The following is a 19,437-nucleotide window of genomic DNA, read 5'->3' on the forward strand; positions in this document are numbered from 1 at the left end:
CCAGCGCTATCCGCGCGGCGCCAGGTGCACAGCCTCAATTCGGTTACCCGCCGTTGAAAGCATGTCCTTGCCCTGCCAGCAATCTGGCGCCTACGACCCAAGCAGACTATGACTATCGACTATCTGAAGAAAACCCTGACCGCCCGCGTTTACGACGTGGCCCACGAAACGCCGCTTGAGCTGGCGCCGACCCTGTCGCAGCGCTTCCAGAACCGAATTTATTTCAAGCGCGAAGACATGCAGGACGTATTCAGCTTCAAGATTCGCGGCGCCTATAACAAGATGGCGCACCTGAGCGAAGCTCAGCTGAAACGCGGCGTGATTTGCGCTTCCGCAGGCAACCACGCGCAGGGAGTCGCTTTGTCCGCTGCCAAGATGGGTTGCCGCGCCATCATCGTGATGCCGACCACGACGCCGCAAGTCAAGGTCGATGCGGTGCGCTCCCGTGGCGGCGCCGCGGTGGAAGTCGTGCTGCATGGCGAATCGTACACGGACGCGTACAACCACGCGCTGTCGCTGGAAAAAGAACAGAAACTCACGTTCGTGCACCCGTTCGACGATCCGGACGTGATTGCCGGCCAGGGCACGATCGGCATGGAAATCCTGCGCCAGCACGCGGGCCCGATCCACGCGATCTTCGTGCCGATCGGCGGCGGCGGCCTGATCACCGGCATTGCCGCTTACGTCAAGCAAATCCGCCCGGACATCAAGATCATCGGTGTGCAAACCTTTGATTCCGACGCCATGGCGCGCAGCCTGAAAACCGGCGAACGCGTCACGCTGCCCGACGTCGGCCTGTTCGCCGACGGCACGGCCGTGCGCCTGTGTGGCCAGGAAACATTCCGCCTGGCGCAGCAATATGTTGACGAAGTCATCATTGTTGACACGGACGCCCTGTGCGCCGCCATCAAGGACGTGTTCACCGATACCCGTTCGATCCTGGAGCCGTCCGGCGCGCTGTCGATCGCCGGCGCCAAGGCTTACGTGGAACGCGCCGCGCTGACCAGGGAACCGGTCAAGAATGAAACCCTGATCGCCATTGCCAGCGGCGCCAACATGAACTTCGACCGCTTGCGCTTCGTGGCCGAACGTGCGGAACTGGGCGAAGCGCGCGAAGCCGTGTTTGCCGTGACGTTGCCGGAACAGCGCGGCAGCTTCAAGCGCTTCTGCTCGCTGGTGGGCCCGCGCAACGTGACGGAATTTAACTACCGGATCAGCGATGCCAACGAAGCGCACGTGTTTGTCGGTGTGCAAATTTCCGACCGGGGCGAATCGTCCGCGCTGGCGCGCAGCTTCGAAGCCAACGAATTCAAGACGCTGGATTTGACGCACGATGAACTGGCCAAGTCGCACTTGCGCCACCTGGTGGGCGGCAAGAGCACCCTGGCCAAGGATGAATTGCTGTACCGCTTCGAGTTCCCCGAACGCCCGGGCGCGCTGATGCGCTTCCTGGACAGCATGGCGCCGAACTGGAACATTTCCCTGTGTCACTACCGCTCGCAGGGCGGCGACGTGGGCCGCATCCTGATCGGCTTGCAAGTGCCACAAGATGAAATGGGCGAGTTCGCGCAATTCCTGGCCGGCCTGGGCTATCGCTACTGGGATGAAAGCGCCAATCCCGTGTACAAACTGTTCCTCTGACGTCCCCCTGACGTCTTCCCCAGGCGGACCGCCCGGTCCGCCTGTATGCATCGCTTTCACCGTCCCCATCACGAAAACGCATATGCCGCAATGCCGCAATTGCGCTACCATTCGTCTTTCGCCTATCGCTTTTTGTCCACACCATGACCAACACTGCCGACCAGTCCCCGCTGGGGAAATCTTCCGCGTACCGCACGGATTACGCGCCTGAACTGTTGTTCCCGATTCCCCGCCAGGGCAAGCGTGACGAGCTGGGCCTGACCGGCACGATGCCGTTCTTCGGCGTCGACATCTGGAATGCCTATGAACTGTCGTGGCTGAACATGCGGGGCAAGCCGCAAGTGGCGGTGGCAAAAATCACGGTACCGGCCGACTCGCCCAATATCATCGAGTCGAAATCATTCAAGCTGTATCTGAACTCGTTTAATCAAACCAAAGTCGCCGATGCGGATGCATTGAAGATTTTGCTGGAGCAGGATTTATCGGCGGCCGCCGGTGCTTCCGTGCACGTGACGATTATCGAACAGCAGGATTTCAATAAACTGGCCATGGGCGAACTGGAAGGCGTGTTATTGGATCGCCTGGATATTGAAGTCGATAATTATTCGCCACAGCCGGAAACCCTGAAAGCCGACTTCGACGAACAGCCTGTCGAGGAAGTTTTTATTTCCCATTTATTGAAATCCAACTGCCTCGTCACGGGACAGCCTGATTGGGGCAGCGTGCAGATCCAATATTATGGCCCGCAAATCGACCAGGAGAGTTTGCTTAAATACCTGATCGGTTTCCGCGAACATAACGAATTCCACGAGCAATGTGTGGAGCGTATCTTCACGGATATCCTGCGCCAGTGCAAACCACAGCAATTATCCGTTTATGCGCGCTATACACGCCGTGGTGGACTGGATATTAATCCGTGGCGGAGTAACTATACCAGCGGGCAAAAGCCATCGAACCTGCGTAACGCCCGCCAGTAATTCAGCACGGTTCACGAACGCCGCTGTCCGGGTCATTGCCCGGCAGCGGCGTTTTGCATTTCAACGCCCCAAGCAGTAAAAACCGCCGTTTCAGGCTACTTTTATGCCCACGATTGGCGCAATCGCGCCAATATTTGGCACGAGTTAATATTTTCTTTCATTAATCGATTTAAATACCGATATAACTGCAATTTAAATCGGCTTATTAAAATGTCCTGGACATTGTCATCGGTGATTTTCAGTGAGAATTCACTGTTTTAGCTCAGCAACAAAGTGCTTGAAATGCGCTGAACTTCAGGGGTACTATCTTTTTAGCCGGCACCGCCTGGAAGCCGGGTGCAATGGTTTTTACGACAACATTGCATTTCATTGGTAAAACCGCTGGCGTCGGTTCGACGCCGTTTTCATCATGGCCATTTCTTTTTGACAGGGATTCTGATGCTGGTTTCCATTTCTGAAGCTGCCCGTATGGTACGGCGAGGCCGGGCGACGCTGTACCGCGATATCGACCGGGGGCGCTTGCACAAAGCTATTTCCCCCAATGGCGAATCCGTGCTCGACACGGCGGAATTGATCCGAGTGTATGGGCAATTATTCATGCACGGAACAAACAATGATGCGCACGGCGCGCCCTATATCACGCCCCCCGCCAGTCTTGATACGCATGCCACCTCGAATTTCCACGATGTACCGAAAGACGACAGTTTGTTCCGTATCATGGAGGAACGCATCCATTCGCTGGAGCGCATCATTGCGCTGGAAGCGGAATTGCGCAAAGTAAAAGACCAGGTCACCAGTGAAATGCGCGCCCGGCTCGACGATAAAGACCAGCTGATTAAAATGCTGGAAGAAAAGGTCCAGCATCTCGAGCACGGGTTGCCAGCGGAGCAAGGCGGCGACGCCGGCAAGGAACCACGGGGCTTCTGGGCCAAGTACGCGCGGGGCCGCTGACCACCTCCGGGGCTGGCATCCTGTCCAGCCCGCCCCCTTGCGGCACAGCCGTGCCGCCTCCATATTCCCTTCATCATGGCTTGCCATACTGACCACCAGCCGGCGATAGATGCCAGGAATGTGTCAGTTTTTAGCGCAAGCAAATTCAGCCGTGTATCACCTGCCTCAAAATTGTCTTACAATGAGTCAAGAACTATTGCAGTTTTCTAAGCTGCTGCCGTTAACTCAGTTAGACGTTGAAAAGTTGGCGAAACCGCATTCTCTCAGGTAAATATCTGGCGTTTACACTGAAAAGTGCGTGCGGAGAGCTTACCCGTGCCAGTGTGTATTTTTAACAATGCTACGGCCTGCCCCTGGCGGACTGCGGCGGATAGTGGCTACGACCTTGGCACGAGCGAATTCATGTTACACGGCTGAAAAACAAGCCTATAATTCTGCTCGCAAGCCACCTTTGTGCGCCGCACCATTCCACGTCGCGTTATGAACAACCTGAGCAAAATCCTTTCACTCGAAAACGTGCAACTGGACTTAGAAGTGTCCAGTAAGAAACGAGCTTTCGAGCAAGCCGGCCTGATCTTTGAAAACAATTGCGGCATTGCCCGCTCGACCGTTTCCGACAACCTGTTTGCGCGCGAGCGCCTGGGATCGACCGGTTTGGGTCACGGCGTGGCGGTACCGCACGGGCGCATCAAGGGAATGAAGAGCTTGAAATCGCCGCTGGCGGCGTTCGTCCGGCTGGCGGAGCCGATTCCCTTTGAATCGCCGGATGGCAAGCCGGTCAGCCTGCTGTTCTTCCTGCTGATTCCAGATCATGTCACGCAACAGCACCTGGAAATCCTGTCGGAAATCGCCGAAATGTTTTCGGATGATGCGTTCCGCACGGCGCTGGCGACGGACCCTGATCCGCAATCCGTATATTCGCGTATCGTGAATTGGCAACCCAGCCTGCAAGCCGCAGGTTAAACTGTCAGGATTGCCATCCTGAACTGAACGACCATGCTGCAAACGCCACTGACGATCCAACGCCTGTATGACGATAATCGTGAAAGTTTGCAGCTGGGGTGGTTCGCCGGGTTTCCCGGCGGCGAACGCCTGATTTCCGGCGACGTCGCCTCCGCCGCCGACCAGGTTGGCCACCTCAACACCATCCACCCGGGCCGTATCCAAGTGTTCGGCCACCAGGAAATCAATTATTACCAGCGCCTGAAATCGCTGACGCGCGCGCACGTGATTGGCGAATTGATCGCCGGCGGCCCGCCCGCGCTGATCATTGCGCAAGGCCTGGAAACGCCGCCAGACATCCTGGCGATCTGCGACGAGAAAAACATCCCCCTGTTTTCCACCCCGCTGCCGGCGGCGCAGGTGATCGACTTCCTGCGCGTCTACCTGTCGAAGAAACTGGCGCAGCGCATCATCATGCACGGTGTCTTCATGGACGTGCTGGGCGTCGGCGTGCTGATCACGGGCGATTCCGGCCTCGGCAAATCGGAGCTGGGCCTGGAACTGATTTCCCGCAGCCATGGCCTGGTGGCGGACGATGCGGTGGAGTTCGCCCGCATCGCGCCCAACATGATCGAAGGCCGCTGCCCTGCCCTGCTGCAAAACTTGCTGGAAGTGCGCGGCCTGGGCTTGCTGGACATTAAAGCCATCTTTGGCGAAACCGCCGTGCGCCGCAAGATGCGGTTGAAACTGATCGTGCACCTGGTGCGCCGCTCCGCGCTGGAAGAAGAAGTGGAGCGCCTGCCGTTCCAGTTCCCGACCGAAGACGTGCTGGGCCTGCCGATCCGCAAAGTCGTGATCCCCGTCGCGGCCGGCCGCAACATCGCGGTGCTGCTGGAAGCCGCGGTGCGCAATACAATTTTGCAGCTGCGGGGCATCGATACATTACAGGAATTCATGGAGCGCCAGCGCCAGGCCATGTCCGGCGATTAAGCGGCGGCCTGGAGTGCAAAACGGTAGCGATCAGCGCGAGCACTATCGGTAGGCATTGAGGTATTATCAATACCTATGCGAATCGTGCTCATTACCGGTATATCCGGCTCCGGAAAATCCGTCGCCCTGAACGTCCTCGAGGACACGGGCTTTTACTGCGTCGATAATTTGCCGCCTGGCTTGCTGGCCCACCTGGTCACCCAGTTGGCTGACGAAGGGACACAGGCACTGGCCGTCGCCGTCGACGCGCGCAGCTCCCAATCGCTGGCCAGCCTGCCCGGTGTCGTGAGCGACCTGCGCGTGCAGGGACATGACGTGAAAATCATGTTCCTGACGGCCAATACCCATTCCCTCGTCGCGCGCTTCTCGGAAACGCGCCGCAGCCACCCGCTGTCGCACGAACTGAAGCCAGGCCATAATCCGGCCGCGCGCCGCACCCTGATCGAATGCATCCTGGAAGAGCGGGAACGCCTGTCGGCGATCGAGCAGCTGGGACACGTGATCGACACGTCGGAACTGAGCGCCAACAAGCTGCGCGCCTGGGTCAAGGACCTGGTGCAAAGCGAAAACGCGCCGCTGACCGTGTTCTTCGAATCGTTCGCGTTCAAGCTGGGCGTGCCGCTCGATGCGGACTTCGTGTTCGACGTGCGCGCCATTCCGAACCCGTATTACGACCTCGCGCTGCGACCGATGACAGGCCGCGACGCGCCGGTCATCGCCTTCCTCGATGCGCAACCAAGCGCCGAAGAAATGTTCAAGGATATCCGCGACTTCATCACCAAGTGGCTGCCATCGTTCAAGGGCGACAACCGCAGCTACCTGACGGTGGCGATCGGCTGCACCGGCGGCCAGCACCGCTCCGTGTACATGGCGGAGCGGCTGGCGCGGCATTTCCACCAGAGTGAGCGCGTGGTGTTGCGGCACCGCGAACAGTCGTAATGTAAAAGGCCTGCCCTGGCGGCAGGCCCTGGTCTTTTACGCCAGGTGGCGCAGCGGATGCGCCCATGCCGGCCAGGCCGGTTCAAAGAAGCGTTCCACCATGGCCGGCGTCACGTCGTCCAGCGACGCTGGCGACCACTTCGGCGCATTATCCTTGTCGATCACCAGCGCGCGCACGCCTTCCAGCACTTCGCCATGTTCGAAATTGCGGCGCACCACATTGCGCTCCATGCGCAGGCAATCAGCCACGTCCAGCGACGCGCCACGGTCCAGCAGCGACAGCGTCACGCACATCATCAGCGGCGAGCGGCCCTGCATGACCTTCAGTGTTTTCTGCGCAAATTCGCTGCTGTCGCCCGCCAGCGACGCCATCATGGCCGGCACGGACGCCGGCGCGAAATGACGCTCGATGGCAGCGCGTTCAGTTTCCATTGCCGCCACGCCGGCCTGCGCGCGGAACGGCGCGGCAAAATCGGCAATGCGCTGAACTAATTGCGCGCCCGGCGTGGTGTCCAGCAATGCCGCCAGCGCCGGTAATTGCGCCACCGGCACGAAGTGGTCGGCCAGGCCCACGTACAGCGCGTCGGCCGCGCCCACGGTCACGCCCGTGACGCCGAGATAGCGTCCCAGGCGGCCCGGCGCATGCGACAGGAAGTGGCTGCCGCCCACGTCCGGGAACAAGCCGATATTCACTTCCGGCATCGCCATCTTCGTGCGCTCCGTGACGATGCGGACGCCGCAGCCGGGACCACCCTGTGCAATGCCCATGCCGCCGCCCATGACCACGCCATCCATGACGGCGATATACGGTTTCGGGTAGTAATGGATCAAGTGGTTCAGCGCATATTCTTCCGTGAAGAAGTCTTCCAGCAGCGCGCTGCCGCCCTGCGGCGTGGCTTTGCCCGCATCGTGGAAGAAGCGGATATCGCCGCCTGCGCACAGGGCTTTTTCACTGCTGCTGCGGATCACCACGGCTGCCACCTGCGCATCGTCGCGCCAGGCCAGCAGGATTCCCGTCATGGCGCGCACCATGTCGAGCGACAGGGAATTCAGGGCCTTGGGACGGTCCAGCGTAATGAAACCGGTACCATTGCTGACGTGGGTAACGACGTGGTTGAGGACGTGTTCGCTCATGACGGGGATCGCTAAGTTAAAAGAAAGCTATTGTAGCGTCGGCAGCAGAGCAGGCGCAAAAAAGGGCGCCTGATGCGCCCTTTTCGTCCGTATGCCGGGGACCGCTTATGCGGTAGCGGCCGGCTCGTCGTAATTATCCGGGAGATGTTTAATCGCCGTGTGGTTATGCTCTTGTACTTTGGATTTGTATTTCATGACCTGGCGATCCAGTTTGTCGACCAGCGTATCGATGGCGGCGTACAAGTCTTGCGACAGGCTCTCCACGTACACGGTCTTGCCGGACATTCGCAAATTGATCTCGGCTTTCTGCCTTTTCTCTTTCTCGGTGAGGTTATCTACAGTCAGGATGACAGCAATATCAATTACTTGATCGAAATGACGTTTTACGCGCTCCAGTTTGTTCTGAACGTATTCGCGAATCGCGGGGGTCACTTCGAGATGATGTCCACTGATGGTGAGATTCATACACACTCCTAAAGATGAAGGTTCGTACGCATCGCAGTTGTGCTGTGGCGCGCAGGGGAACCCAGTAACACTACAGAGCTTTGCGCAGACTTACGGGCGGGATTTTCAATGCTTCGCGATATTTGGCAACAGTTCGTCGCGCAATTACCATGCCTTGTTCCCCCAGCATGTCCGCAATCTTACTGTCGGATAATGGATTTTTAGGGTCTTCTGCTCCTGTCAATTGCACGATCAGCGCCCGTATCGCCGTGGAGGACGCCTCTCCTCCTGCTTCCGTTGCGACGTGGCTGCCAAAGAAGTATTTCAACTCAAACATGCCATGGGGCGTCAGCATGTATTTTTGAGTTGTTACGCGAGAAATAGTGCTCTCGTGTAGACCCAGTGTATCAGCAATTTCACGCAACACAAGGGGCCGCATCGCAACCGCGCCGTGCGAGAAGAAATTCTTTTGCCGCTCGACGATGGCTTGCGCCACGCGCAAGATCGTATCGAAGCGCTGACGCATGTTTTTAATCAGCCACTTGGCTTCCTGCAACTGCGCGCCCATCGCGGACTCGCCCTTGCCCTGCTTCAACAGATTGGCGTACATGGCATTGACGCGCAAGCGGGGCATGACATCATTGTTCAGCGTCACCTGCCAGCCATTGCGGGCTTTTTTCACCACCACGTCCGGCACCACGTAATCCGACACGTCCGAAGCGAATTCCGCGCCCGGATGGGGATTGCACAGGCGGATCACGGCTTGCGCTTCGCGCAAATCCTCATCGTCGCAATCCAGGGCTTTTTTCAGCTTGTTGAATTCGCGCTGGGCAAACCATGTCAGGTGCTTTTCCACGATGGTCAGCGCCATGCGGCGCGTCACCAGCGGCACGTTCGGCAATTGCTTTATTTGCAACGCCAGGCATTCGGACGCGCTGCGCGCGCCCACTCCGGACGGATCGAACGATTGCAGCAGCGCCAGCGCCGTGCGCAGTTCATCCAGCTCCACTTCCGCCTCTTCCGGCAGGCGGGCATGGATTTCCTCCAGCGTCTCTTCCAGGTAACCGTTGTCGTCCAGCGCGTCGATGATCAATTCCATCAAAATGCGGTCGCGCTCTTCCGTGACCGTCACGCGCATCTGTTCCAGCAAATGTTCGCGCAACGTGCAATGGCTGGCTTCGATCTGTGGCCGGGAATCGTCATCGTCCGGATTCTTGGCGCGGCCGACGTCGCCCCAGTCGCTGTCGCCTTCGGCGGCGCCGGATGCATCGCCGTCGCCATCGGCGCCGGCTTCATAGGACTGTTCGCCGTCGGCGGGCGCCGCGCCTTCCTGCGGCGGCTGCAGGGTATCCGGCGTGGCTTCCGCACCGTTTTGCACGGGTGCGCTGATGGCGCCATCGGCCAGCAGGCGCACCGAGTGGTCGAGCGGATCGTCGAGGCGCTCCAGCAGCGGGTTTTCGCCGAGGATTTGTTCCAGTTCCTGGTGCAGCTCCAGCGTGGACAATTGCAGCAGGCGGATCGACTGCTGCAACTGGGGAGTCAGCGCAAGGTGCTGCGAAGTGCGAAGTTGCAGTGACTGTTTCATCGGATTTTCTACATACGGAAATGTTCACCCAGGTAGACGCGGCGCACGGATTCGTCGGCGATGATATCGTCCGGACGGCCCGAGGCCAGTACGGCGCCCTGGTTGATGATGTACGCGCGGTCGCAGATACCCAGCGTCTCGCGCACATTGTGGTCAGTGATCAGCACACCGATACCGCGCTCCTTGAGGAAACGGACAATGCGCTGGATTTCGATGACGGCGATCGGGTCGACGCCGGCAAACGGTTCGTCCAGCAGCACGAAGCGGGGATTGGTGGCCAGCGCGCGTGCGATTTCCACGCGGCGGCGCTCGCCGCCAGACAGCGACAGCGCCGGGTTTTCACGCAATTTCTCGATTTGCAGATCCGCCAGCAGCCGGTTCAGCCGCTCGTCGATCTCCGCCTTCGCCAGCGGTTTGCCGTTGACCTTTTGGATCTCCAGCACCGCGCGGATGTTTTCTTCCACCGTCAGCTTGCGGAACACCGAAGCTTCCTGCGGCAGGTAGGACAGGCCCAGCGCCGCGCGCTGGTGGATCGGCATCGACGACACATCTTTGCCGGCAATGTCGATGCTGCCCGCGTCGGACGGCACCAGGCCCACGATCATGTAAAACGACGTGGTCTTGCCGGCGCCGTTCGGTCCCAGCAAGCCCACCACTTCGCCGCATTCGACCTGCAGCGACACGTCATGCACCACCTGGCGCTTGCCATACGACTTTTGCAAGCCGCGCACCAGCAGCGTGCTGCCGCAGTTGGCAGCCTGCTCCGGCGCCGCGGTTTGTGCCGCGGCTCGCGTCGCCGCCTGAATTTCCGCCTGCGCCATCTTATTTCCCCGCCTCGGGCTGCGTTGCGCCATCCGGCGGCGGACGCTTGGCGGACGGCTGGATCACCATCGTGCCGCGGCCCGCACCCGGTTTGCTGTCGCCCGTCACGGTATTGCGCACGGCGAAGTATTCCTTGCGGCTGTCATACGAAATGAATTCGCCGGCCACTTCATCGCTGGGGCGGCTGCCTTCCAGGCGCTTGATGCGGGCTTTCGAAAACAGTTTGACCAGTTCGATGCGGCCGTCGTAATCGATGCGTTCCGCCTCGCCTTCGACCCATTGCTCGCCTTCGCCGTCGCGCTTCTGGCGGAACGTGGCGGGTTTGCCCGGCACGCCCGTCAAGGTCACGTATTGGTAGCCTTCCGGGTCCTGCGTCACCACGGCCTTGTCGGACTTCATGCGCAGGGTACCGCGCGTCAGCACGACATTGCCGCGCAAGGTGCGGATCTGCTTGACGTCGTCCAGGTCGGCCGTGTCGTACTGGATTTCCGTCGGCTTGTACGAGTCCGCCTTTTCCGCGTGGCTGGCGCCCATTGCCAGCAGCAGCGCGGCCGTGGCCGCAAAGTATTTAATCGCCATACGTCATCACTTCCATATATTCAAGGTTGCGCCTTCGGCGGCATCACGAGGGTGCCTCGGCCTTGCAGGTGCACTTCGCGCGTCGCATTATTGGCGCGCATGCCTTGCGCCGTCATGCTGGCGCCGCCCTGCACCACCTGCACCGGCTGGTCCGTTTCCATCCGGTCTTCATCCGGATAGACCGTCATCGCCTGCGTGGTCATCACCATCGCGGCAGATTTGCCGCTGGCGGCACGGTCCACCCGCACATTGTCTTTCAGCGTCACGCGCGTATTGTTTTCATCCACGCGCGCGCGCGCCGCATGTATGTCCATCGGCGGCCGGCCTTCCGCCATGTTGCGCACCACCGGCTTGTCGATATCGGATGCATCGTCGATCGGACGGTGCACCAGCTTGTCGCCGGACACGATGTAGCTGGGCTTGCCATCTTTGCCCATGCGCACGGCGGAAAACTGCTCGATGATGTAATCCGGCTCGTTGGCGCGCAGATCCGCCTGCATGTCATCGGCGCTACGGTTCAGCAATTGCACCAGCCACAACGAGCCGAACGCAAACAGTACGCCGGCGGTCAGCGTCAGTCCCAGGCGCCAGCGGTGCGCGGTTTTTTCCTTGCGCATGCTTATTTACCCGAATTCATACCAGGAACTGCGCCATGACTTTGTCATAGTTGCCCGTCGCCCGCAGCACGAACTCGCACACTTCGCGCACGGCGCCACGGCCGCCATGCGCTTCCGTCACGTGGTGCGCACGGCTCAGCACGTCGACGCGCGCGTTCGGCACGGCCACCGCGAAACCCACGCGCGACAGGATCGGCAAGTCGACCACGTCGTCGCCGATGAAGCCCACTTCGTCCGCGCGCAAGCCCGTCTTGTTCAGCAAATCCATGAACGGCGTCAGCTTGTCGTGACCGCCCTGGTGCACGAATTCAATGCCCAGGTCGCGCGCCCGCGCCACCACGATCGGCGAACGGCGCGCACTGATGATGGCCGTCAGGATGCCTGCTTCCTGCAACAGCTTGATGCCGAGGCCATCCTGCACATGAAAGGTCTTCATCATTTCACCTTCGGGACCGTAATGCAGGCTGCCATCGGTCAGCACGCCGTCGACATCGAAGATAAACAGTTTGATTTTCGCGGCGCGCGCCACGTTACCGAGATCGTAAGCCTTGCTCATTAAATCACCTTGGCACGGGTCAGGTCGTGGATATGCAGGGCGCCCACCAGTTTGCCGGCATCGTCCGTCACCAGCATCTGGTTGATGCGGAATTGTTCCATGATGGCCACCGCGTCGACGGCCAACTTATCCGGCGAAATGCTGCGCGGATTCACGTGCATGACGTCCTTGATGACGACCTTGCTGAAATCCTGCACTTTCTCGATCATGCGGCGCAAGTCGCCGTCCGTGAACACGCCCAGCGGCTTGCCATCGTCATCGACAATGGCCGTCATGCCCATGCCTTTTTGCGTGATTTCCAGCAGCGCGTCCGGCAGGCGCACGTCCGCCTTGACGGCCGGTACCGCATCGCCCGTGCGCATGACGTCGCGCACGTGGGTCAGCAAGCGGCGGCCCAGCGCACCACCCGGATGCGAGCGGGCGAAGTCTTCTTCCTTGAAGCCGCGCAAGTCCAGCAGCGCGACGGCCAGCGCATCGCCCAGCGCCAGGGTGACGGTGGTGCTGGCGGTCGGCGCCAGGTTCAGCGGGCACGCTTCCTTTTCCACCGACACGTCCAGGTGCACGTCCGCCAGCTCCGCCAAGCTCGAGCCTGGTTTGCCGGTAATGGAAATCAGCATGCTGCCCATGCGTTTCACGACGGGCAGGATCGCCATCAGTTCCGAACTCTCGCCGGAATAGGAAATGGCAATGAACGCATCCTCGGCCGTGACCATGCCCAGGTCGCCGTGCGCGGCTTCGGCCGGGTGCACGAACAGCGCCGGGGTGCCGGTGGAAGCCAGGGTCGCGGCAATCTTGCGCGCAATGTGGCCGGATTTGCCTATGCCGGACACGACAACACGTCCCTTGCAATTAAGCAACATTGCGACCGCCTTGCCCACGCTATCGTCGGTGGCCAGGCGCGCATGCAGGGCGGCGATGGCATCGCCCTCGATTTGCAGGGTTTCGCGGGCCAGTTGCAGCGCGCGCTCCGCAGTCTTGTTGTCAAAAGCTTTCAGCATAGGTTTTTCATCGGTTACACTCATGCCGGAAGTATAGCCGAATTGCGTAAGCAAAAAACTTGCCAGTCCTGAATAACAACGGAAACGCCGCACGGGATCGACGACTGAATGTTTTCACCGCTTGAACTGACCCTCTTGCTGCTAGGCAGCGCTGTACTGGGCGTGGTCGCGTTCAGGATGATGCACCTTCCCCCGATGCTGGGCTATCTGGCCGTCGGCATTATCATCGGTCCCCATGCGCTGGGACTGGCCGAACAGAGCGAAGCGAGCCATATCCTCGCTGAATTCGGCGTGGTTTTCCTGATGTTTTCCATCGGGCTGGAATTCTCGCTGCCCAAGCTGATGGCAATGCGCAACATTGTGTTTGGCCTGGGCATGGCGCAGGTGGCCTTGACCATCGTGGCCGCCATGGGCCTGGGCTGGATCCTGTCCGTGCAATTGCCGAACCTGCACATCGGCTGGCAGGCATCGTTTGCGCTGGGCGGCGCGCTGGCCATGTCGTCCACCGCCATCGTGGTGAAAATGCTCACGGAACGGCTGGAACTGGAAAGCGAGCATGGCCGCAAAATCATCGGCGTGCTGCTGTTCCAGGATTTGGCCGTGGTGCCGCTGCTGATCCTGATCCCTTCGCTGGCCAAAAATCCGGACGACCTGGCGGAAACGCTGGCCTGGGCCGCCGGCAAGGCCACGCTGGTGCTGGTGCTGCTGCTGTTCGTGGGCCAGAAGCTGGTGCGCGGCTGGTTCACCATCGTCGTCAAGCGGCGCTCGCAGGAATTGTTCATGCTGAACCTGCTGCTGATCACGCTGGGCGCCGCGTGGATCACGGAAAAAGCCGGCCTGTCGATGGCGCTGGGCGCGTTCGTGGCCGGCATGCTGATCTCGGAAACCGAATACAAGCACCAGGTGGAAGAAGACATCAAACCGTTCCGCGACGTGCTGCTGGGGCTGTTCTTCATCAACGTGGGCATGCTGCTCAACGTCAGCCTCGTCATTGCCAACTGGTGGCTGGTGCTGGTGCTGCTGGCCGGCCCCGTGCTATTGAAATTCGCCCTGATCGCGGGCCTGGCCAAGCTGTTCGGCTCGTCGGACGGCGTCTCGATGCGCACCGGCCTGGCGCTGGCGCAGGCGGGCGAATTCGGGTTCGTGTTGCTGAACCTGGCCGGCGGCATGGCGCTGATGGACCCGTTCATCGTGCAGGTGGTGCTGGCGTCGATGGTGCTGTCGATGCTGCTGGCGCCCTTCATCATCGCCCAGTCCGACAACCTGGTGATGAAAATCTCCAGCAATGAATGGATGATGCAATCGCTGGCGCTGACCAAGATCGCCACCCGCACCATGGCCCAGCAAAAGCACGTGATCGTGGCAGGTTTCGGCCGCAGCGGCCAAAGCCTGGCGACCCTGCTGACCGAGGAAAACATTGCGTACCATGCGCTCGACCTGGACCCGGAGCGGGTGCAGGAAGCACAGACGGCGGGCGCCAGCGTGTCGTATGGCGATGCGGGGCGGCGCGAAAGCCTGGTGGCGGCCGGTATTTACCGCGCCAGCGCCGTCGTGATCACGTACGCCAGCACACCGTCCGCACTGCGCGTGCTGCACCTGGTGCATGAACTGGCGCCCACCTTGCCGGTCATCGTGCGCAGCCACGACGATACGGACCTGGACCGCCTGAAAGCGGCCGGCGCGGCCGAAGTGGTGCCGGAACTGATGGAGGGCAGCCTGATGCTGGCCTCGCACGCGCTGGTGATGCTGGGCGTGCCGCTGCGGCGCGTGGTGCACCGCGTGCAGGCGGCGCGGGATGCGCGCTATGCGTCGCTGCGCGGCTGGTTCCATGGCGCCAGCGATGCGGGCGAGGACGCCGACCTGGTGCGCCTGCACTCGATCCCCCTGGGAGAAAACGCGTCCTGCATCGGCAAGCGCATCCGCGAACTGGGCTTGCGCGGCATGGGAGCCGATATCGCGTCGATCCGGCGCGGCAAGGGCGGGGTCAATGTGACGGGCGATACGGAGCTCGAAGCCGGGGACGTCGTCGTGGTGCGGGGTTCGGCCGATGCCGTGGCCCGGGCAGAGAGCCAGTTATTGGCATGACGGGCCAGGCACCGTAGGGCGGATCGGGTTTATCGAGCCGCCATGCAGGCATCACGTTGCCGCCGGCATGGCGGCTTTGCTGCGCAAAACCGCCCTACGCATTTGGGGCCAAGGGCAAGGCCGGAGGGCCTCAGGCGGCCGGCCGGAAGCTGATCACCCGGTTGCGGCCACCGTCTTTCGCCTGATATAGCGCCGCATCGGCCTGTGCAATCAATTCCATCGCGGCCGCTTCCACCGGCGTATCGAGCACGCTGCGGTCCAGGCACGCCACGCCCAGCGACGCCGTGACGGAGATCTGCACGCTGGGCGACACGTCGATCATGCTGGCGGCAATGCTGGCGCGGATCCGTTCGGCCACGAAGGCGGCGCTGTCCAGATTGGCATTGATCAGCAACACCACGAATTCTTCACCGCCAAAGCGCGCCAGCGAATCGGACAGGCGCAATTCATTCTTGATGCGGGCCGCCACTTCGCGCAGCACTTCATCGCCACCCTGGTGACCGATGGTGTCGTTGACGCGCTTGAAGTGGTCGATGTCGATGTACATGAACGAAATGTCGTAATTCTGGCGGCGCGCGCGGGAAATTTCCTCCAGCAGGCGGCGGTCCATGTAGCGGCGGTTGTAGACGCCCGTCAGCGAATCCGTCAGCCCGATGTACTTCAGCATTTCGTTACTGATGACGTTTTCCAGGCAGATCGCAATGATGGACGCCATGTGCTCGACGAAATCCGTCGCCATGCTGGGCGTAAAGCGCGTCGGGTCGTGGCTGCCCAGGTTCAGGGTGCCGATGATGCGCTTGTTGCGCAGCAGCGGCACCAGCGCCACGCTTTGCAACCCATGCGGAGGGCTGGGAAACGCGTGCGCATGGCGCAGCGGGTCGTACATGCACAGCACGGGTTTGGGCGGACCGGCATCCTCGGTGCGGTCGCCCAGCGTGATGCCCAGCGCATCAATGCTGTCGGCAAACAGCAAGTCCGGAAATTCCGCAAAATTGACGCCCAGCTTGCCCATCACGGTGTGGATGTCGGCGTCTTCATCGAGCAGGGTCAGGGTCACCGCGTCGAGGTCGGAAATGACGGGCAGGCTGCGGAAGATGCGGCTGACCAGCTCCTGGAACGTGGCGGCCCCCACGATATCCAGGTCGAACGCCTGATGCCGCATCATGATCGAATGATTGCGCTCGGCCTGTTCCAGCAGGTACGCCATGCGCGAGCGCAGCGCCTGGTTTTCCGCCAGGACTTCCGCCAGTTCGGGCATTGTCGATTGGGCCATATCCATCCCTTAAAACGCCAGCGTGACCTCGATTTCCTGCCCCACCTGCAACCGCTGGCCATCGCCTTCCAGGACAATAGCATTCATGCCGAAGCAGATGGCGCCATCCACCTCTTCCTTGGCGCGGTAAGCCTGCATGACATCGAGCGGATCGGGCCCGACCTCGCCCGTGGCCTGGTCGACCGACGGCATCGGACAGCGGGGGCACGGCTTCACAGGTTTCAGCAGCACATCGCCAATGCGCAGCGATTCCGCATAATCTTCTTCGAATGCTTCCACGCCCGCGATCACGATATTCGGACGGAAGCGGTTCATCGGCAACGGGGCGCGTCCCGCCGCCGCCAGCTTGCCATTGACGTCCTCTAGCGATGCGCTGCCCGCCACGAGGATTGGATAACCATCGGAAAACAAGGTCGTGGCCTCGACGCCATTGGTCCATTTGGTCGACACGGCGCGGTGCGCATTCGCGTGGAATCGGGCCAGGCGGCACGGCACGCCGAGGAAACTGGAAAACCAGGCGGCGGTCGTGGCGTCGCAATCGTAGGCCAGCACGGTATCGTCCCACACCCGCACCTGCAGGGTCGGCGCCAGTTCCGGATCGGGCAGCCCCAGTTCGATTTCCAGGCGCAGCATGCCGGGCGCGCGCAATTCCAGCGTATCGGCTTTCAGTTTCGGCACGATCAGCGCCATGCGCGGATGTTCGCGCTGTGTCATCGCATTGCCGTTTTCATCGACCACCACCCATTCGCGGTCATAAATCTGTTCCGTCATCAGCCCGGCGCGGGTCACGGTCGCGGAACGCAGCGCCATGCCGGCGCAGGATTTGATGGGATAAAGCGTGATCTCGGAAAGAATTGCCATGCGCGCCGCCAGCAGACAGTGTTAAAAACACTGCCAAAATGTTTATACGAATTGGCAGTATGGCAGCAAAGTGCACGGCAGTAAATCTGTACGGCCGGGCGTGGCGGGCCGCAACAACGGCGGGATGGCAGGCATTGTCAGGGTGCTATCGAATATTTGCGCGATTACCGGCGTCCCGGAGGCAAGGCGCGGTCAGGCTTTCGCCATGCCATGGGAGAAAATCGCGCCGCCTGTGCGGACGGCGCGTGGTGCGCAGGTCAGCTACCCTGCTTGGCGTCCGGCTTGCGCGGACGGCGCGGGCCGCGCGACGACGGCTTGCGGGCCGGCTTGGCGGCGGCATCGGCGCCTTCCGCCGGCGCGGAAGCTTCCTGCGACGGTGCAACGGCATCCACCATTGCGGCTGGCGCCGACTGTGCGGCTGGCGCATGCTGTGCATCGGGCGCCGGCTGTGCGGCAGCCTGGCCGGTTGCCTCAGGCTTGGCGCCGCGCGCCGTCCCCTTGCCGCCACGCCCCTTCGCCGGGGTACGGCCGCGGCCCTTGCCCGCCTTGGCGGCGCCGGCTTCCGGCGCTTCCGCCGCCTGTGCCGATTCCGCCGCATCCTGCGCCGCCGTTTCCGCGGCAACGTCGGCCACCACGGCGACCGTCACGTCGGAAACGGTGGCCGGTTCGGCCGGCGCTACAGGTTCTGGTGCAGCCGGCGTTTCGCCCTTGGCGGCCGCTTGCTGCGCCTTCATCTTGGCTGCCTTGGCCGCGCGCGCAGGCAATTTCGGCTGCTTGCGCTTGCCCTGCTCGGCCGCTTGCGCTGCCGTCTGGGCCAGGTCCACGTCGATGGCGGCTTCATCGGCCGCCATGCCGCCTTGCTCCTGCCCCGCATCTTCCGGATGCGCGACAAACACGGCGTCGTCGGCCGCATGTTCCGCCTCGGCTGCCGCATACGCGTTTTCATCCTGCGCCAGTTGCAGGTCGGACGGGGTTTCCTCGTTGATCCGGCCGGCGTTCGGGAATGGACGGCGATCGCGGCCACGGTTGCGGCCACGACGGCCGCCTTCATGGCGGCCCTGCGCGCCGTCGGCCGCCTCGCCCGGCGCCGCCGGGGTGGCCGGCGCACCCGGCGTCACGCCATCGGCGGACACCACAGCGGCGGCGCCATCGGCGCCCAGCACCGGCACGCCGGAACTGCGGTACACATATGCGCCGGATTTTTCATCGCGGCCGAATTCCAGGAAACCGCGCGCTCGGGCTTCTTCCAGCAGGTTGCCGAAGGTACGGAAACCGTAATACGACTCGCTGAAGTCCGGCTTGCGGCGCTTGATGGCTTCCTTCAGCACGGACGCCCAGATCTTGCCGGAATCGCCCCGTTCGGCCACCAGCGCATCGAACGTTTCCACGGCCATTTCCACGGCCTGCGTGCGGCGCTTGTCCATTTCTTCGCGGCGGCGCTTTTCCTCTTCCGGCGTGCGCTTGGCGCCCTGGCCTTCGCGCGTATCGCGCTTGGCGGCGTCCGCGCGGCGGCGTTCGCGCACCAGGTCGTCGTAGAAAATGAATTCATCGCAGTTCGCCACCAGCAAGTCCGACGTCGATTGTTTGACGCCCACGCCGATGACCTTTTTCGCGTTTTCGCGCAGTTTCGACACCAGCGGCGAAAAGTCGGAATCGCCGGAAATGATGACGAACGTGTTGACGTGGGACTTCGTGTAGCACAGGTCGAGCGCATCGACGACCATGCGGATGTCGGCGGAATTCTTGCCGGACTGGCGCACGTGCGGGATTTCAATCAGCTCGAAATTCGCTTCGTGCATGGCCGATTTGAATCCCTTGTAGCGGTCCCAGTCGCAATAGGATTTCTTGACCACGATGCTGCCCTTGAGCAGCAAGCGTTCCAGCACTGGCTTGATATCGAATTTTTCGTAGTTGGCGTCTCGCACGCCCAGTGCGACGTTTTCAAAGTCGCAGAACAGCGCCATGCTGACGTTATCGTTGGATGAAGCCATGTTGTTCTTTAGTGGTGGGGAGAAGGGCATGCCGGAGACTCCGGCGCGCGGG

The 19,437-nt window shown here is 61.4% G+C and carries 18 protein-coding genes; 7 read left to right on the forward strand and 11 right to left on the reverse strand.

The features are described 5' to 3' along the window. The first annotated feature begins 108 nt into the window (after positions 1 to 108). The 6 genes from ilvA (at position 109) to rapZ (ending at position 6,440) form a co-directional block, all read left to right on the forward strand. On the forward strand, positions 109 to 1,641 hold the full coding sequence (ilvA, locus tag GJ700_RS14905; protein WP_154375128.1) for a threonine ammonia-lyase, biosynthetic: 1,533 nt from the start codon (positions 109 to 111) through the stop codon (positions 1,639 to 1,641). A 143-nt stretch (positions 1,642 to 1,784) separates the two neighbouring features. Next, a complete protein-coding gene (queF, locus tag GJ700_RS14910) occupies positions 1,785 to 2,618 on the forward strand; it encodes an NADPH-dependent 7-cyano-7-deazaguanine reductase QueF (protein ID WP_154375129.1) in 834 nt (277 codons plus the stop codon). Between the two features lie 336 nt (positions 2,619 to 2,954). Next, positions 2,955 to 3,569, forward strand: a complete 615-nt coding sequence (locus GJ700_RS14915) for a hypothetical protein (protein ID WP_154375131.1) — start codon at positions 2,955 to 2,957, stop codon at positions 3,567 to 3,569. Positions 3,570 to 4,049: 480 nt separating this feature from the next. Then, complete coding sequence (locus GJ700_RS14920; RefSeq protein ID WP_154375208.1) at positions 4,050 to 4,532, forward strand: PTS sugar transporter subunit IIA; 483 nt, start codon at positions 4,050 to 4,052, stop codon at positions 4,530 to 4,532. 33 nt (positions 4,533 to 4,565) lie between these two features. After that, positions 4,566 to 5,501, forward strand: coding sequence for an HPr(Ser) kinase/phosphatase (gene hprK, locus GJ700_RS14925; protein WP_154375133.1), 936 nt, complete (start codon positions 4,566 to 4,568; stop codon positions 5,499 to 5,501). A 75-nt stretch (positions 5,502 to 5,576) separates the two neighbouring features. Further along, positions 5,577 to 6,440, forward strand: coding sequence for an RNase adapter RapZ (gene rapZ / locus GJ700_RS14930; RefSeq protein ID WP_154375135.1), 864 nt, complete (start codon positions 5,577 to 5,579; stop codon positions 6,438 to 6,440). A gap of 36 nt (positions 6,441 to 6,476) precedes the next feature. Here the strand turns inward: rapZ and GJ700_RS14935 are convergent, their stop codons facing one another. The 8 genes from GJ700_RS14935 to GJ700_RS14970 all read right to left on the reverse strand — a co-directional run bounded on the left by GJ700_RS14935 (position 6,477) and on the right by GJ700_RS14970 (position 13,175). After that, the gene (locus tag GJ700_RS14935; protein WP_154375137.1) at positions 6,477 to 7,574 is read right to left on the reverse strand and encodes an enoyl-CoA hydratase/isomerase family protein; all 1,098 of its coding nucleotides are present in this window, start codon (positions 7,572 to 7,574) and stop codon (positions 6,477 to 6,479) included. A 105-nt stretch (positions 7,575 to 7,679) separates the two neighbouring features. Beyond that, the gene (hpf, locus tag GJ700_RS14940) at positions 7,680 to 8,039 is read right to left on the reverse strand and encodes a ribosome hibernation-promoting factor, HPF/YfiA family (RefSeq protein ID WP_154375139.1); all 360 of its coding nucleotides are present in this window, start codon (positions 8,037 to 8,039) and stop codon (positions 7,680 to 7,682) included. A 70-nt stretch (positions 8,040 to 8,109) separates the two neighbouring features. Beyond that, positions 8,110 to 9,603: an RNA polymerase factor sigma-54 gene (locus GJ700_RS14945; RefSeq protein ID WP_154375141.1), complete on the reverse strand. Its 1,494-nt coding sequence runs from the start codon at positions 9,601 to 9,603 to the stop codon at positions 8,110 to 8,112. A gap of 8 nt (positions 9,604 to 9,611) precedes the next feature. Then, positions 9,612 to 10,424, reverse strand: a complete 813-nt coding sequence (lptB, locus tag GJ700_RS14950) for an LPS export ABC transporter ATP-binding protein (RefSeq protein WP_229507014.1) — start codon at positions 10,422 to 10,424, stop codon at positions 9,612 to 9,614. Position 10,425: 1 nt separating this feature from the next. Next, positions 10,426 to 11,004: a lipopolysaccharide transport periplasmic protein LptA gene (lptA, locus tag GJ700_RS14955; RefSeq protein WP_154375143.1), complete on the reverse strand. Its 579-nt coding sequence runs from the start codon at positions 11,002 to 11,004 to the stop codon at positions 10,426 to 10,428. A 20-nt stretch (positions 11,005 to 11,024) separates the two neighbouring features. Further along, positions 11,025 to 11,621 carry an LPS export ABC transporter periplasmic protein LptC gene (gene lptC / locus GJ700_RS14960; RefSeq protein ID WP_154375145.1) on the reverse strand — a complete coding sequence of 199 codons (597 nt, stop codon included), beginning with the start codon at positions 11,619 to 11,621 and terminating at the stop codon, positions 11,025 to 11,027. Between the two features lie 16 nt (positions 11,622 to 11,637). After that, complete coding sequence (locus GJ700_RS14965) at positions 11,638 to 12,177, reverse strand: KdsC family phosphatase (RefSeq protein ID WP_154375148.1); 540 nt, start codon at positions 12,175 to 12,177, stop codon at positions 11,638 to 11,640. Then, positions 12,177 to 13,175, reverse strand: coding sequence for a KpsF/GutQ family sugar-phosphate isomerase (locus GJ700_RS14970; RefSeq protein ID WP_154375150.1), 999 nt, complete (start codon positions 13,173 to 13,175; stop codon positions 12,177 to 12,179). Before GJ700_RS14970 ends, GJ700_RS14965 begins: the two co-directional genes overlap by 1 nt. 108 nt (positions 13,176 to 13,283) lie before the next feature. On the opposite strand from GJ700_RS14970, the gene GJ700_RS14975 reads away from it, so the two are divergent. Then, a complete protein-coding gene (locus GJ700_RS14975; protein ID WP_154375152.1) occupies positions 13,284 to 15,260 on the forward strand; it encodes a monovalent cation:proton antiporter family protein in 1,977 nt (658 codons plus the stop codon). A 130-nt stretch (positions 15,261 to 15,390) separates the two neighbouring features. Here GJ700_RS14975 and GJ700_RS14980 read toward each other — a convergent pair whose 3' ends face one another. The 3 genes from GJ700_RS14980 to GJ700_RS14990 form a co-directional block, all read right to left on the reverse strand. Next, on the reverse strand, positions 15,391 to 16,533 hold the full coding sequence (locus GJ700_RS14980) for a GGDEF domain-containing protein (protein WP_154375154.1): 1,143 nt from the start codon (positions 16,531 to 16,533) through the stop codon (positions 15,391 to 15,393). 9 nt (positions 16,534 to 16,542) lie between these two features. Further along, positions 16,543 to 17,394 carry an MOSC domain-containing protein gene (locus GJ700_RS14985; protein ID WP_154375156.1) on the reverse strand — a complete coding sequence of 284 codons (852 nt, stop codon included), beginning with the start codon at positions 17,392 to 17,394 and terminating at the stop codon, positions 16,543 to 16,545. A gap of 257 nt (positions 17,395 to 17,651) precedes the next feature. Next, a complete protein-coding gene (locus GJ700_RS14990; protein WP_154375157.1) occupies positions 17,652 to 19,385 on the reverse strand; it encodes an NYN domain-containing protein in 1,734 nt (577 codons plus the stop codon). Between the last annotated feature and the right edge of the window lie 52 nt (positions 19,386 to 19,437).

The sequence above is a fragment of the Pseudoduganella rivuli genome, assembly GCF_009674485.1.
In the GTDB taxonomy this organism is placed as follows: Bacteria; Pseudomonadota; Gammaproteobacteria; order Burkholderiales; family Burkholderiaceae_D; genus Rugamonas; species Rugamonas rivuli_B.

Excerpts from the sequence above, each read along its gene's own strand:
- ilvA (WP_154375128.1), top strand. The coding sequence starts at position 109 with ATGACTATCGACTATCTGAAGAAAACCCTGACCGCCCGCGTTTACGAC.
- queF (WP_154375129.1), top strand. The coding sequence starts at position 1,785 with ATGACCAACACTGCCGACCAGTCCCCGCTGGGGAAATCTTCCGCGTAC.
- GJ700_RS14920 (WP_154375208.1), top strand. The coding sequence starts at position 4,050 with ATGAACAACCTGAGCAAAATCCTTTCACTCGAAAACGTGCAACTGGAC.
- hprK (WP_154375133.1), top strand. The coding sequence starts at position 4,566 with ATGCTGCAAACGCCACTGACGATCCAACGCCTGTATGACGATAATCGT.
- rapZ (WP_154375135.1), top strand. The coding sequence starts at position 5,577 with ATGCGAATCGTGCTCATTACCGGTATATCCGGCTCCGGAAAATCCGTC.
- GJ700_RS14935 (WP_154375137.1), bottom strand. The coding sequence starts at position 7,574 with ATGAGCGAACACGTCCTCAACCACGTCGTTACCCACGTCAGCAATGGT.
- hpf (WP_154375139.1), bottom strand. The coding sequence starts at position 8,039 with ATGAATCTCACCATCAGTGGACATCATCTCGAAGTGACCCCCGCGATT.
- GJ700_RS14945 (WP_154375141.1), bottom strand. The coding sequence starts at position 9,603 with ATGAAACAGTCACTGCAACTTCGCACTTCGCAGCACCTTGCGCTGACT.
- lptB (WP_229507014.1), bottom strand. The coding sequence starts at position 10,424 with ATGGCGCAGGCGGAAATTCAGGCGGCGACGCGAGCCGCGGCACAAACC.
- lptA (WP_154375143.1), bottom strand. The coding sequence starts at position 11,004 with ATGGCGATTAAATACTTTGCGGCCACGGCCGCGCTGCTGCTGGCAATG.
- lptC (WP_154375145.1), bottom strand. The coding sequence starts at position 11,621 with ATGCGCAAGGAAAAAACCGCGCACCGCTGGCGCCTGGGACTGACGCTG.
- GJ700_RS14965 (WP_154375148.1), bottom strand. The coding sequence starts at position 12,177 with ATGAGCAAGGCTTACGATCTCGGTAACGTGGCGCGCGCCGCGAAAATC.
- GJ700_RS14970 (WP_154375150.1), bottom strand. The coding sequence starts at position 13,175 with ATGCTGAAAGCTTTTGACAACAAGACTGCGGAGCGCGCGCTGCAACTG.
- GJ700_RS14975 (WP_154375152.1), top strand. The coding sequence starts at position 13,284 with ATGTTTTCACCGCTTGAACTGACCCTCTTGCTGCTAGGCAGCGCTGTA.
- GJ700_RS14980 (WP_154375154.1), bottom strand. The coding sequence starts at position 16,533 with ATGGCCCAATCGACAATGCCCGAACTGGCGGAAGTCCTGGCGGAAAAC.
- GJ700_RS14985 (WP_154375156.1), bottom strand. The coding sequence starts at position 17,394 with ATGGCAATTCTTTCCGAGATCACGCTTTATCCCATCAAATCCTGCGCC.
- GJ700_RS14990 (WP_154375157.1), bottom strand. The coding sequence starts at position 19,385 with ATGGCTTCATCCAACGATAACGTCAGCATGGCGCTGTTCTGCGACTTT.